The sequence below is a fragment of the Streptomyces boncukensis genome, from assembly GCF_011045075.1.
GTDB classification, from domain to species: domain Bacteria; phylum Actinomycetota; class Actinomycetes; order Streptomycetales; family Streptomycetaceae; genus Streptomyces; species Streptomyces boncukensis.
On sequence record NZ_JAAKZZ010000011.1, the window covers coordinates 25,033 to 38,604 of the forward strand.

Here is a 13,572-nt window from a genome sequence, read left to right on the forward strand (position 1 = left end):
CGTACACTATGTGATGGGAAAGTCGAAATAGACATCGGAATAGGGCTCGCTTCTCAGTGTGTAGTGCCACCACTCGCAGTCGTATCGGTCAAATCCGCAGTCCTCCATGATGGAGCAGAGGAGCTCGCGGTTTTCCGCCTCGATGGGCGTGATTCCTCCTGCCCCATGATGTGAGACCGGGTCCATGAGGTCATGGTGGCCGCCCATGCGAGTCATGTCCCCGGTGGCAAGGGCATAGAGCGTCAAGTCGACGGTGCTGCCACGGCTGTGGCCCGACTTGGCCGCCACGTATCCTTTGCCGAACAGCTCGGATCTGTCGATACTGGGGTAGTGCCGCCGCTTCGTCCGACCATCCTCCGGCTGTTCTGACCAGTGCAGGAAGCAGTCGACGGCGCGCTGCGGACGGTATCCGTCCCAAACGAGCAAGCCGAAGCCGAGGGATGCGGCTTTTTCCTGCGCCCGTCCCAGGGCTGTGCACAGCGCTCTCGTGCCGACTATGCGATTTGCCAGGTATCCGTCCACCGGCTTTCCGGTGAAGTTGTCCCAGGTGGCGTACTTGGCATCCCAGCGGATGCCGGGCACCAGCTCGTCCACGTACACGAAGTCGTCGGTCATCGCTTCTTCCGGTCCAGCGTCATGGACACGAGCCGGTCGAGCACGTCGGAAAGCTGCAGCCCCGCGGCGGCCATCATCCGGGGATAGCGGCTGTAGGAGGTCATGCCGGGCAGGGTGTTGACCTCGTTGAGCACCACCTGGCCGTCCTCCTTGAGGAACACGTCCACGCGGGCAAGCCCCTGGCAGCCCAGCGCGCGGTAGAGGGTCTTGGCGCTCTCCTGGACGAGCCGGCGCGATGCTTCGGAGATGTCGGCGGGAACGATGAACGTCGAGTTCTCCGAACCCGTCTCCGGTGCGTCCTCCTGGTGGATCCTGAAGAATCCGTGTGAGAGGGCCACCCGGTCCACCTCGCCCGCGAACGGGGCGAATGGTTCCCCCAGGATCGCGCAGCCGACCTCGCTCCCGGCCACAGCCTCTTCAATCAGGACCTTCGAGTCGTACTGCCGTGCCGCGTCCAGTGCACTCGGCAAGTCCTCTGCTCCGGCAACCTTGCTGACGCCGAAAGATGAACCCGAACGGGCGGGCTTCACGAAGACAGGATAAGGAAGCTGGTCGACGTCGGCCTTCTCGTTCTCCGCGACTACCCAGAAGTTGGGCGTGGCGATACCCGCGCTCTTGGCGACGGTGTAGGTCAGGGATTTGTCCATGCATACGGCAGAGCTCTGGACATCGCAGCCGACATAGGGCACGCCGGAGAGCTCCAACAGGCCCTGGATCGCGCCGTCTTCGCCGAGCGGGCCGTGCAGAACGGGCAACACGAGGTCCAGATGGATCACTTCGAATCGTCCCTGTTCCAGGACGAGCAGTCCGTGGACGCTGCGGTCGGGTGACAGCATGACCGGACGGGCGCCCACGCTCTCCCCGGCTGCGCCGGGGGCGTCACAGAGCTTCCAGGAACCGGACTGCGTAATGCTGATCCAATACGGTTCGTAGGTATCGGTGTCGAGGTTCTTTGCGACCTCTTGGGCGGACTTGACGGAGACGGGGTGTTCTTCGGAAGAGCCTCCGAAGATGATGCCGATATTCAACCTGCTCATGTTTTCCCGCTTTCAAAGTTCAGGCAGTTGATGAGACTGTTCTTGATGGTGTCGCGCAGCGCGTGGTCGGTGTAGTAGGCCGTGTGCGGACTCATGAACACATTCGGCAGCTCTTGGAGCTGCAACAGCGAGTGGTTCTCGATCTGCTTGTTCCGGCAGTCGGTGTAGAAGATTCCTTCCTCGCCGTCGAGGACGTCCAGCGCCGCGCCGCCCAGTTTGCCGCTCTCCAGCGCCGAAAGGAGGGCTTCAGTATCGATGAGCGGCCCGCGTCCGGTGTTGACGATGAACGCGCCGTGTTTCATCTGCTCGATACGTCGGCGATCGAGGAGATGGTGCGTGTCTGCGGTGAGCGGGGTGTGGAGCGTGACCATGTCGCTGTGCCGGAGCAGCTCGTCGATCGGCGTGTAATCGGCGGAGGTCTTCGGGCGGTTGTCGTAGGCCAGCACGCGACAGCCGAAGCCTCGCAGCCGGTCGATGACTGCTGTGCCGATACGCCCCGTGCCGACCACTCCGACCGTCAGGTCGCGCAGCTCTTTGCCGCGTACCTCGCTCAGTCGGTAGTCATGAGCATCGACGCGACGGATGGTGGCCTTCGCATGGCGCACAGCCATCAGCATCAGCATGAGCGTGTAGTCGGCAACGCTGTCGCGGGAATACGCCACGTTTCCGACGGAGATACCGACGCTCTCCGCGTAGCTCACGTCGATGTGGTTGCAGCCAACGCTCCGTGTGGAGAGGTACTCCACACCGGCGCGGCTCAGCGCGACAAGCGTGGCACGGGTGACGTGCGTCTTGTGGCCTATGCTGATGCATCGCTTCCCGACTGCCAGGTCCGCATTGGCTTCCGATACCGCTGCCTTCGTGATGGTCGGCACCACGCCGAAGCGGGGCGCCAACTCCCGGAACAGAACGGCCTCGTCCTGCTCGCACCCATAGACCGTGATTTCCGTCGTCGAGACAGCCCGTGAGGACGACGCCAGTGCCCGGGTGGAGCAGGCCGCCGCTCGTGTTGGTCCGCTGGAACTCATGCCCTCCAGTCAAGAGAGCGTGGTGTTGCCGGCGCGTATGCAGTTTTCGATACGCCGACGATATGTCGGCGTGGTGAATGCGCAACACGCTGCCGTGGCGCCCTGAGGGCTCCGGGCGATCCCGCACCGGCGCCGGCCGGCGACATATCGTCGGCATATGGAAAACTGCATACGCTCCGGCAACGCCACGCCTCCTTGACTGGAAGGCATGCCCTACAGCGAACCAGCCCCTGTCATCCTCTCCCTCGCCGGTCCCTGCACGGTCCGGGCGTGATCGCGTGATCCCGCTCAGCCTCGGCGAGATCGCCGCAGTCGTCGGCGGGACGGTCGAGGGCGACCGCGCCGTGACGGTGACCGCGCCGGCAGTGCTCGACGGCCGGCAGGCCGAACCGGGCGGCCTCTTCGTCGCCTTCGTCGGCGAACACGTCGACGGCCACGACTACGCCGCCCAGGCCGGCCGGGCCGGTGCGGCGGCCGTGCTCGGCTCCCGGCCCACGGCGCTGCCGACCGTCGTCGTCGAGGACACCAAGGCCGCGTTGCAGGCGCTGGCCGCCCACGTCGTGGCACGGCTGCGCGACGGGCTGACCGTCGTCGGGGTGACCGGATCCCACGGCAAGACCAGCACCAAGGACCTGCTGGCGGCCGTGCTGTCGAGCGCCGCTCCGACGATCGCCACGACCGGCTCCCTCAACAACGAGCTCGGCGTGCCGCTCACCATGCTGCGTTCCCACGCGGCCACCCGGTTCCTCGTCCTGGAGATGGGGGTCCGCCGCATCGGCGACATCGCCGAACTCACCGGCCTGGTCGCGCCCGACATCGGTGTCGTCCTGAACGTCGGCCAGGCCCACCTCGGCCACCTCGGGTCGCGTGCGGCGATCGCCCAGGCCAAGGGCGAGCTGGTGCAGGGGCTGGCGCCCGGCGGCACCGCGGTCCTGGGCGCCGACGATCCCCGGGTGGCCGCGATGAGATCGCTCACCGACCGCACGGTGCTGACGTTCGGCCGGGCGGAACACGCCGACGTTCGCATAGGCGACGTGGTGCTGGACCGGCTGGTCCGGCCGTCCTTCACCCTGCGGACCGCCGCCGCCTCGGCTCCGGTCGCGCTGCCGCTCGTGGGCGCTCACCAAGCGCTCAACGCGTCGGCTGCCGCGGCGGCGGGGCTGGCGGCCGGCGTCTCCCTCGCTGGGGCCGCGGCGGCGCTGGCCACGGTCTCGCTGTCGAAGTGGCGCCTGGAGCCATGTGAACTCGCCGGTGGCGCAACGCTGCTCAACGACTCCTACAACGCCGACCCCGACTCGACCCGTGCCGCCCTGGACGCGCTGGCGGCAGTCGAAGGCGGGCGCCGCATCGCCGTCCTCGGCGAGATGCGGGAACTCGGCGACGACAGCGAGGCCGAGCACCGCGCCGTCGGAGAGTACGCCGCCTCCCGGGCCGACGTGGTGGTCGCGGTCGGCGCCCGGCCGTTCGCCGACGGCGCCGGAGAGCGGGCGGTGGCGCTGCCCGACAACGCCGCGGCCGTCGAGTGGCTGCGCGGCCGGCTCACCGCCGGCGACGTGGTGCTCGTCAAGGCGTCCCGCGGGGCGCGCCTCGACGAGGTCGCCGCCGCGCTCGCGTCCGGACCCCACGATGTGCTGGTAGATCGACCGATGGACGGCAGGTAGGAGCGGCTGTGGCTTTTCGGGTAAGGACCATCACGGCGAGCGACCACGCCGCGTTCAACGCGATCCAACCTGCGGTGAGTTTCCTGCAGACCCCAGCCTGGGCCGCGGTGAAGAGCGAATGGGGATCGGAGTCGCTGGGCTGGTTCGACGACCGAGGTCAACTGGTCGGCGCGGGCTTGGTGCTGTATCGGCGGCTGCCCGGGTTCAAGGCGTCACTGGCGTACCTGCCGGAAGGGCCGGTGATCGACTGGGCCTCGGATGACCTGGCCGACTGGCTCGACCCGCTGGTGGACCACCTGAAGCGCTCCGGCGCCTTCGCCATACGCATCGGGACGACGGTGGTGGCCCGCACCTGGAGTGCTGCGACGGTCAAGGCTGCGATCGCCGACCCGGAGACCACCAGGCTCAGCGACGTGCCACCGGACACCCTCAACGACGCCGCCACCCGGGCACACGCCCGGCTCCGGCACCTGGGCTGGCGCCCGCCGAAGGAAGACGAAGGATTCTCCGCCGGGCAGCCGCGCTGGGTCTTCCGGGTCCCGTTGACCGGCAAGGACGAAGAGCAACTCCTCAAGGGGATGAACCAGCTCTGGCGGCGCAACATCAAGAAGGCCGCCAAGGCGGGCGTCGTCGTGACCCAGGGCGGCGTCGAGGACCTGCCCGACTTCTACCGGATCTACATCGAGACCGCGAAGCGTGACCGCTTCACCCCGCGGCCGTTCAGCTACTTCCCGGCGATGTTCGAGGCGCTGCTGGCCGAGGACAAGGATCGGATCCGGCTCTACCTCGCCCACCACGAAGGCGACCTCGTTGCCGCCACCATCTGGATCCGGGTCGGAGAACACGCCTGGTACAGCTACGGTGCCTCCGCCACGGCCAAGCGGGAGGTACGCGGGTCGAACGCCGTGCAGTGGAAGATGATCACTGAAGCGCTGGCAGCCGGATGTACGGTCTACGACCTGCGCGGCATCACCGACACCGTGGACCCGGCCGACCCGCACCTCGGCCTGATCCAGTTCAAGGTCGGCACCGGCGGCGAAGCCGTGGAGTATCTCGGCGAATGGGATCTGCCGCTGAACCGCCTGCTCTATAAGGCATTCGACGTCTACATGTCCCGCCGGGGGTGAGGAAGTCCGCGGCGGCGGAACTCGGGGGCGAGTCGCGGAGCGGCAACGCCTGGCTGCGGTCAGGCGCCCGCCGAAGGCGGTCTCGAAGGCGGTCTCGAAGGCGGGCTCGAAGGCGTTCGGGGGGGGCTTTCCGGCGCGTCGTCCAGCGCCGCCGCCCCCTGCCGGTGGGATCCCGGGACATCGGCGCCATGCAGACGCACCTCAGTGCTGGGGGAGGAGCTCGGTGGCGACCTCGGTGATGGTCTGGACGGCCTGGGTGAGAGCGGGGATCTCCCGGGCGCCGAGGCGGGTGACGGCCATGATGCGCCGGGCGGGGGCCGGTTCGCCGTGCAGCGGGATGCGGACGGCCGGGGAGTCTTCGCGCAGCCGCGCCAGACGGGGCACGAGGATCACGCCGAAGCCGTGGGCGACCAGCGCGCTGCCGGTGTCCCACTCGTCCGCGTAGTGGGCGATGTCGGGCGTGAAGCCCGCGCTCATGCAGGCCGCGAGCACCAGCTGGTGGTAGGTCGTGCCCGGACCGCCCACGATCCACGCCTCCTCGGCGGCGTCGGCGAGGGTGACCCGGCGCCGCCGGGTCAGGGGGTGGTCCTGCGGGACGACCAGGTCCAGCGGATCCTCCAGCAGCGGCTGCTGATCGAAGCGCCGGTCCGTCATGGGCGGCGAGTCCGCCGTGACGACCAGCAGGGCGAGGTCGGCCTCCTGGGCCAGCAGCAGGTCGAAGCAGCGGTCGGGCTCGGCCTCGATGATCCGCACCGTCAGCTGGGGGTGGGCGTCGCGCAGGCCGGCGGCGGCAGGCGGCAGCAGGCGGCTCGCGGCGGTGGAGAAGCCGCACAGCGTGATCCGGCCGGTGGGCTCGGCGCCGAGGGCCGCCAGTTCGACGCGGGTGCGTTCGCGCATGCCGCTGCCCGTGGCGGTGACCCGGCTGAGCTGGGCCGGTGTCGCACTGGGCGTGCTCGCCCTGACGGCCGCCTGCTGCCTCGCCCGCCCCGCGCGGCCCGGCAGAGCACCGGAGGTGCCCTCGGGACCAGACGGCTTCCCCACCCGATCGTCGAGAGTCACTGCGCGACATCAAGGGGCAGGCTGCTCCCGGATGGCCGCACGCGGGTCCACCGGCTCGCGACACGAGCCTCCGCGCGCCCGGCGGACGCTCGCCCTCCGGGCCGGCCGGCCACCCACACCACCCACACCACCCACACCACCCACACGTCCGGCACCCACCGGCCCCTGGTGTCCCCGGAGCCCTGCCGCCCCCACGGACCGTCCCGTCCGTCCGGCGGCACCACGTGACTGCGCGTCATATCGCAGCAAAGCACGTCACGTGAGCGGTACCTGTGGCCCCCCGTCCAGAAGCAGAACCGCGATCGAACCCCCTGCCACACCCGACCAGCACGAACGCCCCGAACCAGCATCACACCAGCACCCTGACCAGCCACGTCAAGACGGCGCGGCCTCCGTGACCAGCGCGGCTGTCGAGACGTACGCGGCCCGGAAGCCCGATGCGGAAGGGTGGCGGGGGTGCCGTTCCGGCATCCCGGTGACCGCTGATGCGGCCCCGTCCGTGCGACTCCCGTCTCCACCGGGACGTGCGGGCGGGGCCTTCGGCTTGCTGGGACCGTGCGCCACCGCGACCCGCGGTTTCCGGAACGGACCCCGGGTCTTGCCGCAGCCGTCGCTGATGTGGTTCGAGGACCAGCCGACCGTTGCCTACACGGAAGGCGTCATCGCTATGAGTAACCTGTCCATACGTTCCGTAGTCAACAAGGGTAAGGAGTGCCTGATGCGACCGGACCTGTCGCGCCGGACCTTCGTAGGAGCCGGACTGGCGACGCTGGCGGCAGCCAAGAGCGGGGTGGCGAGTGCCGCCCCCGGACGCGAACCCCGGGGAGGTGCCCCCTCGCCGGAACTCAAGCCGTTCGTGGACGAGCTGCCGATCCCCGAGGTGCTCGAAGGCGACCGAACCGTGGTGATCGGACAGTCGGAGCACCGATTCCACCGCGAGCTGGACGTGGCGCCCGCCTGGTCCTACGGAGCAGCCGGGGCCCTGGGGCCGACCATCCAGGCACACGCCGGTCAGCCGATCAACCTGACCTTCGACAACAGACTCGGCGCTCACCTGTTCGCCAAGTACGTCGACATGACCCTGGACGGGGCGACCGAAGAGGACCGGGTCAGGCCGCGCGCCAACGTCCATGTGCACGGCGCGCTGACCCCGCCGCAGTTCGACGGGCACCCAGAGGACACCTTCCGTCCCGGCGAGTCCAAGACATACACGTTTGCCCACCACATCGAAGCCGCCGGTCTGTGGTACCACGACCACTCCATGGGCATCACCCGGCTGAATGTGGCGGCGGGACTGGCGGCCTCGTACTGGCTGCGCGACAACTTCGACACCGGATCGGCCACCAACCCCCTGCGGCTGCCGAGCGGAGAGTTCGAGATCCCGCTGGTGATCGCCGACCGGCGCTTCCACGATGACGGGTCGGTGAACTACCGGTGCCAGCGGCAGATTCCCGACGGCCAATGGGAGGGGGTGATGATCGGGGACACCACGACCGTCAACGGCAAGGTCATGCCCCATCTGAAGGTGGCACGGGGGCTCTATCGCTTCCGGCTCCTGAACGGCTCCAACTTCCGCACCTACAACCTGTTCTTCAGCGACAGGATGCCCTTCTGGGTGATCGGCAACGACGGCGGCCTGCTGGATGCACCCGTGCGGACGTCGTCGGTCAGAATGATGCCGGCCGAGCGGTGCGACATCCTGGTGGACTTCTCCGGCCTGGACGCGGGCGAGAGCGTCGAGCTGTCCAACGACGAGTATCCGTCCGAGACGATCCAGAAGCTGACCGGGGCAACGGTGGTGCCGCGGGTCATGCGGTTCACCGCGGGGAGAACCGCGGGCCGTCCCGGCGAGGTACCCGGGCAGCTGCGTGGCGGGCGGCTGCAGCCCCCGTTGCTTGCACCGGTCTACACGCCACGGCGCAGGCGCATCGTGACACTGAACATGGACGACCGGCCAAACGCGCCGAAGGACGGGATGCAGGTCGGGATGACGCTGAGCAACCTCTGCTTCCACGATGAACCGATCGAGATGCCCCGCCAGGGCACGACCGAGGTCTGGGAGTTCGTCAACACCTCTGTTGACGACCACCCCATGCATCTGCACCTGGTGGACATGCGCATCATCAACCGGCAGGCACTCGATGTGGATGCCTACGTACGTGCCCACCCGAAGCCTGCACGCGGCACCCGCTGGGCGCCTGCGCCCGACCGCTTCCTGACCGGCCGCCCGCAGCGCCCTGCGGCGTGGGAGGGCGGGCCCAAGGACACCGTCCGATGCCCCGTCAACAGCGTGACGCGCGTGATGATCCGCTGGCCCACCGCCGAGGAACTCGGCTTCGACCCCGACGCGGTCTTCACGAGCGCCATGGGCCATGACCTGCAGGGCTACGTCTGGCACTGCCATCTCATCGACCATGAGGACGAATGCATGATGTCCCGCTTCCGGACGGTCGCCTGACAGCGCCCCCAGAACACCCGCCGGCGGCGCCGGGACTGTCGGCCTCTGGTTTACGGCGGAGCCATGAGCACCACGCGTCGGCGTACCGGGGTGTCCGGAACGGTGGCCAGGGGTCTGACGGAGGCCGCGTCATCTTGACGTGGCTGGTCAGGGTGCTGGTGTGATGCCGGCGCGTGATGGATCCCAATGTGCTGGAGCGGGTCGCCGCGCGGCGTGCGGAGTTGGACCGGCTCGAAGAGCAGCTGGTCGGGCAGGGCGGTGCGACGGGGCCCCGACCGTGGAGCGGGGGTGGACGAGTCCGCGCTGCCGGCGGAATACCAGCGCGTCCCGGCCGCGGTGCGGCAGGCCGCCGGTCCGGTCGTCACCCGGCAGATCGGCGAGGTACTGGGCCTGGACACCTGGTGCGGGGCACGCGGGAGCCGCTGCGCGGGACGTCGACGAAGCCGGCCGACCGCGGCTGGCAGCACAAACGGCCCGAAGGGAAGGTCACCGCCCGGACGTGCCCCGGTCGAGCACGGCTTCGCCCACCTGAAGAACTGCCGAATCCTCACCACACCACGCACCGACCCCGCCCGCGGGCCCAGCACCCTGACCAGCCACGTCAAGATGGCGCGGCTTCAGTCTTGCTGCGCCGTCTCATGGGGTGGTGGTGCCACGGCCGTGCTCACTGTGTGGTCGAGCCCGTGTTCTCGCTGGTCTCTTGCGCTCTGTTGTCGGCGGGGGCCGTCGGCTCGGGGAGGCTGGGCAGGAGCAGGCAGAGCGGAACAGCGGCGGCGGTGAGGGCCACGGACCACCAGAACGCGTGGTCGAAGCCGCTTGCGAGCGCGTCGGGGGTGTGGGCGTCGCCGATGTTCCGCTGGAGGATGACGATGAGGACGGCGACGCCCACTGCACCGCCGATCTGCTGAGCGACGCGGGTGATCATGCTGGCGTCGGGGATGTCCTCGTGCTCCAGCCCGACAAAGGCGGCACCCATTGGCGCGATCATGGCAGCACCCAGGGCGATGCCGCGGATGAACAGCGCGACCAGGAGCAGGATTTCGCTGGTGTCGGCGGTGACGAAGGCGAACGGCACGGTGGACGAGGCGACGAAGGCGAAGGCCACGAGGGCCACCGCGCGGGGGCCGACCCGGTCCATGTACGTGCCTGCCAGGCCGCGGGCGACGAGGGCGCCGACTCCCTGGGGGATGAGCAGCAGTCCGGCGCCGAGCGGGGTCGCGCCGCGGACCTGCTGGAAGTACAGGGGCAGCAGCATCATCGACCCGAACAGGGAGATCCCGCCGAGAAAGAGCAGGGTGGACGACGAGGCCACCGAGCGGTGCCGGAACATGCGCACATCGACCAACGGGGCGGTCGCCCGGGTGAGTGCCCAGAAGGTGAAGCCCCCGATCGGGGCGAGCCCGGCGAGCAGCGGAATGAGGACCTGGGCACTGGCGAAGCCCGTGTCGCCGTCGACCTGGGAGAGGCCGTAGAGCAGGGCCGCGGAACCCGGGCAGAGCAGGAGCAGGCCGACGGCGTCCAGGCGGGCGCGGGGCTGGTCGGGTGCGGGCCGGTCGTCTGGCAGATTGCGCCAGGCGAGCCAGATGCCGACGAGGCAGAAGGGAATGTTGATGAGGAACAGCCAGCGCCAGTTGGCCAGAGAGAGGATGAGGCCGCCGAGGACGGGGCCGAGAATCGGGCCGAGTGCCGTGGGCACGGTGATGATGGCTATGACCTTGCCGATGTTGCGGCCCTTGGCGGCCTGCATGAGCAGGGTGTACATCAGCGGCATCATGATGCCGCCGGCGAGGCCCTGGACGATCCGGAACGCGATGAGGCTACTGGCGGTCCAGGCCAGCGCGCTCAGGACGGAGCCGGCCAGGAAGCCACTCAGAGCGACGATCCACAGGCGCCGGCCGCCGAGCCGTGACTGGGCCCATCCGGCGAGCGGGATGGCGATGAAGACGGCCAGCATGTAGCCGGTGCTGACCCATTGGATGGTCGACAGCGGGGCGTCGAGGTCTCTGGCCAGGCCGTTCAGGGCGACGCTGATGATGGTGGTGTCGAAGACGACACCGAGAGCGCCGACGATCAGGGTGATCGCCATGCGCAACACGGCGGGGTCTACACGGCCGGGGTCGGCGGAGACCGGGCCGGTCTCGCGGGAAGTACTCACGATCGACACCTTAAGATAGAGGCTTCTTCCTTACTCTCCCCAAGGTAAGCCGGTACAGTAAGAAAGACAACTCTATCTAATCTGGAAGGATGAACGATGGCTCAGCGACGCCGCGGGGCGGAACTGGAGAAGGCGCTCCTCGACGCGGCCTGGGGCGAACTCACCGACAACGGCTACGCCAGATTCACCATGGACGCCGTCGTCAAGCGCGCGGGCACCAGCCCGCCCGTGCTCTACCGCCGCTGGTCCGATCGCGACGAACTCATCCGGGCCACCATCGTCCACATCCTCAAGGAGTCCCGTCCCGCCGTTCCCGACACGGGAAGCCTGCGGGAGGACCTCCTCACCCTCATGCGGGAGATCGCCACCTCCCACGTGCAGCTGGTCACCGTGATGTACGCGCATCTGGCCAGCTACTACCGGGAGACGGGAAGAAGCCCCAGCAGCCTGTTCGACCCCGTTGCGACGGGCCGCACGGCAGCACTCGACACGCTCTTCGAGCGCTCCGTCAGCCGCGGCGAGATCAAGTCGGAGCTCCTGACCGAGCGCATCAAGACCCTCCCCTTTGTCCTGCTGCGCCACGAGATCCTCTCGACGTTCGCCCCGGTGCCCGATCACGTCCTGGAGGAGATCGTCGACACGATCCTGCTCCCCTTGGTGCGCTGACTCCCCGCAGGAGCTCACGCGATGCTGCGTGGCGCCAATCTCCCCGAACAACACATCTAGAGCGTGTCTGAGAATTCCGGACAGGGGCAGTCCGTCCAGACACAGGGACCTTTTGCGCCATGCGTCACACGTGTGAGTGGGAGGGTGCAGGCGGGTGGAGAGCCTTTCGTGGGGCACTGCGAAGTACTGCGGCACCTCCGATCATCACCATGATGCCTAAGGGGGCAAACGATGAGCATGATCCTGACCGGCAAGCTGGAACTGCGCTCCGACAACGGGGTCGAGACCACAGGCGGCGATACTTCCACCTTCACCCGAGTCAACTTTCCCACGTCCTTCCCGGCGGGATCCGAGGTGATCGTCCACGCCCAGGTGCAGACGTTCAACGGGGCGCACACCCCGGGCCTGCGCCTTGCCGACGTCTCGGCCGACGGCTTTCTGATCCGTATGAACGAGATCTACGCGACCAACGCCAAGAGCGACGGCACCCACGGCTGGGAGACCGTCGGCTGGACGGCCCACACGGTCTGACCCGACGTGCTCGGCGCCGCCCGGGTCCCTCGTGCGGCCGGGCGGTGCCAGCAGCGCGCGCTCTGCCCACTCGGCATCGGACAGGTCCGTCGGGCATGGGCGACGCACAGTGGTCACCCCGGCTGCCCAAGCACCGGGGCTGTCAACTCGCCTGCCATTGGTGTCGGGTCGCGCCAGGAGACGGTGTTCTCGCCGGTGAGGCGGCGGGCCATGAGGTCGGTCATGGCGAGGTGGATCATGGCTTCGGAGCGGGTGGGGAGGGTCTCGCAGTCGCGGGCCAGGCGACGGTGCAGCATCAGCCAGCCGTACGTCCGCTCCACCGTCCACCGCTTCGGGACCGGGGTAAACCCTCCGGCCCCGGGCGTGCGGATGCTGACTTGCCCGCGTCTGTGCCGTGGCCTGCGACGGGGACGCTGGTGGAGGCTTTCACGCTCTGCGCGTGGATCGCGTCCATCAACTCCCAGCGGGCATCGGACAGATCACCCGGGTACGGGCGTCGCACGCTCACGACCTCGGCGATCCTGGCCAGCGCCCGCGGTCAGCCCACCGCCATCGGAGTACCTCATTCTTCCGACGTGGCGCGGCCCACGACAGCCGTCACGACCCCACGTAGCCCGATGCGTGAAGATCATCGCGGTGTTACGCGGGCGCGCTCACCTGTATACCGACGGCGGAGCCTCGACGCACCTGATGGAAGGCGACGTCGCCCTCCTCAGCCATCGCTCCTGGCTTGCGCTCCGCGGCGGTTCACAGCAAGAGACAGCACGAGGAACCCCCCCGCCGGTGGGGTGGTCGTCCGGGTCCCTCCTGGATACCGCTGAGCAGGCAGACACGGTCCTCGGCGGACACGTCCAGCTCGGACCTACGGGACGCGAGCTGCTGTACCCGGGGCTGCCTCCTGTCAACCACGTCCACGGCACGCACCCTGCGGCACGCCGACTGCGCGCGGTTCTGAGCCTCCTGCTCGAAGAATCCTCGGGCAGAATCCAGTGGTTTGTGCCCACCCTGCCTTCCGATGCGCGTTCGCTGAGCCGGAAGATCTCGATGGGCGCCACTGCGCTGGTCCGCGTTGAGCGGATCCGGACCAAGGCACCCTTCGCACTGACCGCGACCGCGCTGGGTCTGGGACCGGCCCAGACCGGAGCCTTCCGCGACACCGCCCTTGCCGAACGCTGCACGCTCGACAACAGCGGTCACACCCCCATGTACGTCCTCGCGGCGGGTCACCCGCACCC

At 68.6% G+C, this 13,572-nt stretch carries 11 protein-coding genes and 1 pseudogene; 6 read left to right on the forward strand and 6 right to left on the reverse strand.

Annotated elements, in window-relative coordinates; all coding sequences use genetic code 11:
* Window positions 1-6: 6 nt before the first annotated feature.
* From vanX to vanH, 3 genes are read right to left on the reverse strand one after another with little or no spacing between them, the layout of a single operon-like run.
* Window positions 7-615, reverse strand: a complete 609-nt coding sequence (gene vanX / locus G5C65_RS02330; protein WP_165296881.1) for a D-Ala-D-Ala dipeptidase VanX — start codon at window positions 613-615, stop codon at window positions 7-9.
* Window positions 612-1,652: a D-alanine--(R)-lactate ligase gene (vanA, locus tag G5C65_RS02335; protein WP_165296882.1), complete on the reverse strand. Its 1,041-nt coding sequence runs from the start codon at window positions 1,650-1,652 to the stop codon at window positions 612-614. Before vanA ends, vanX begins: the two co-directional genes overlap by 4 nt.
* Window positions 1,649-2,680, reverse strand: a complete 1,032-nt coding sequence (vanH, locus tag G5C65_RS02340) for a D-lactate dehydrogenase VanH (protein WP_165296883.1) — start codon at window positions 2,678-2,680, stop codon at window positions 1,649-1,651. The genes vanA and vanH overlap by 4 nt, the downstream gene beginning before the upstream one ends.
* A gap of 278 nt (window positions 2,681-2,958) precedes the next feature.
* On the opposite strand from vanH, the gene G5C65_RS02345 reads away from it, so the two are divergent.
* Both G5C65_RS02345 and G5C65_RS02350 read left to right on the forward strand, forming a co-directional pair.
* Complete coding sequence (locus tag G5C65_RS02345; protein ID WP_165296884.1) at window positions 2,959-4,341, forward strand: UDP-N-acetylmuramoyl-tripeptide--D-alanyl-D-alanine ligase; 1,383 nt, start codon at window positions 2,959-2,961, stop codon at window positions 4,339-4,341.
* An 8-nt stretch (window positions 4,342-4,349) separates the two neighbouring features.
* A complete protein-coding gene (locus G5C65_RS02350) occupies window positions 4,350-5,468 on the forward strand; it encodes a peptidoglycan bridge formation glycyltransferase FemA/FemB family protein (RefSeq protein ID WP_165296885.1) in 1,119 nt (372 codons plus the stop codon).
* Window positions 5,469-5,669: 201 nt separating this feature from the next.
* On the opposite strand, the gene G5C65_RS02355 is transcribed toward G5C65_RS02350, so the two are convergent.
* Window positions 5,670-6,527, reverse strand: a complete 858-nt coding sequence (locus G5C65_RS02355; RefSeq protein ID WP_338146207.1) for a LysR substrate-binding domain-containing protein — start codon at window positions 6,525-6,527, stop codon at window positions 5,670-5,672.
* A gap of 616 nt (window positions 6,528-7,143) precedes the next feature.
* Here G5C65_RS02355 and G5C65_RS02360 point away from each other — a divergent pair.
* On the forward strand, window positions 7,144-8,985 hold the full coding sequence (locus tag G5C65_RS02360; protein WP_206441145.1) for a multicopper oxidase family protein: 1,842 nt from the start codon (window positions 7,144-7,146) through the stop codon (window positions 8,983-8,985).
* Between the two features lie 664 nt (window positions 8,986-9,649).
* Here the strand turns inward: G5C65_RS02360 and G5C65_RS02365 are convergent.
* The gene (locus G5C65_RS02365) at window positions 9,650-11,071 is read right to left on the reverse strand and encodes an MDR family MFS transporter (protein WP_165296892.1); all 1,422 of its coding nucleotides are present in this window, start codon (window positions 11,069-11,071) and stop codon (window positions 9,650-9,652) included.
* Window positions 11,072-11,236: 165 nt separating this feature from the next.
* Between G5C65_RS02365 and G5C65_RS02370 the strand changes: the two genes are divergently transcribed.
* Window positions 11,237-11,806 (forward strand): TetR/AcrR family transcriptional regulator, encoded by a 570-nt coding sequence (locus G5C65_RS02370; protein WP_165296886.1) that lies wholly within the window; start codon window positions 11,237-11,239, stop codon window positions 11,804-11,806.
* 231 nt (window positions 11,807-12,037) lie between these two features.
* Window positions 12,038-12,337, forward strand: coding sequence for a hypothetical protein (locus G5C65_RS02375; protein WP_165296887.1), 300 nt, complete (start codon window positions 12,038-12,040; stop codon window positions 12,335-12,337).
* Window positions 12,338-12,450: 113 nt separating this feature from the next.
* On the opposite strand, the pseudogene G5C65_RS02380 reads toward G5C65_RS02375, so the two are convergent.
* Window positions 12,451-12,705 (reverse strand): annotated as a pseudogene (locus G5C65_RS02380) (hypothetical protein); the annotation flags it as partial.
* Between the two features lie 253 nt (window positions 12,706-12,958).
* Here G5C65_RS02380 and G5C65_RS02385 point away from each other — a divergent pair.
* Window positions 12,959-13,572, forward strand: a 614-nt coding sequence (locus G5C65_RS02385) for a cupin domain-containing protein (RefSeq protein WP_206441146.1), incomplete at its 3' end; no start/stop codon positions are given.

What these genes read in the sequence shown, in the direction of transcription:
- vanX (WP_165296881.1), bottom strand. Translation starts at nt 615, where the DNA reads ATGACCGACGACTTCGTGTACGTGGACGAGCTGGTGCCCGGCATCCGC.
- G5C65_RS02360 (WP_206441145.1), top strand. Translation starts at nt 7,144, where the DNA reads ATGTGGTTCGAGGACCAGCCGACCGTTGCCTACACGGAAGGCGTCATC.
- G5C65_RS02375 (WP_165296887.1), top strand. Translation starts at nt 12,038, where the DNA reads ATGAGCATGATCCTGACCGGCAAGCTGGAACTGCGCTCCGACAACGGG.
- vanH (WP_165296883.1), bottom strand. Translation starts at nt 2,680, where the DNA reads ATGAGTTCCAGCGGACCAACACGAGCGGCGGCCTGCTCCACCCGGGCA.
- vanA (WP_165296882.1), bottom strand. Translation starts at nt 1,652, where the DNA reads ATGAGCAGGTTGAATATCGGCATCATCTTCGGAGGCTCTTCCGAAGAA.
- G5C65_RS02370 (WP_165296886.1), top strand. Translation starts at nt 11,237, where the DNA reads ATGGCTCAGCGACGCCGCGGGGCGGAACTGGAGAAGGCGCTCCTCGAC.
- G5C65_RS02365 (WP_165296892.1), bottom strand. Translation starts at nt 11,071, where the DNA reads ATGGCGATCACCCTGATCGTCGGCGCTCTCGGTGTCGTCTTCGACACC.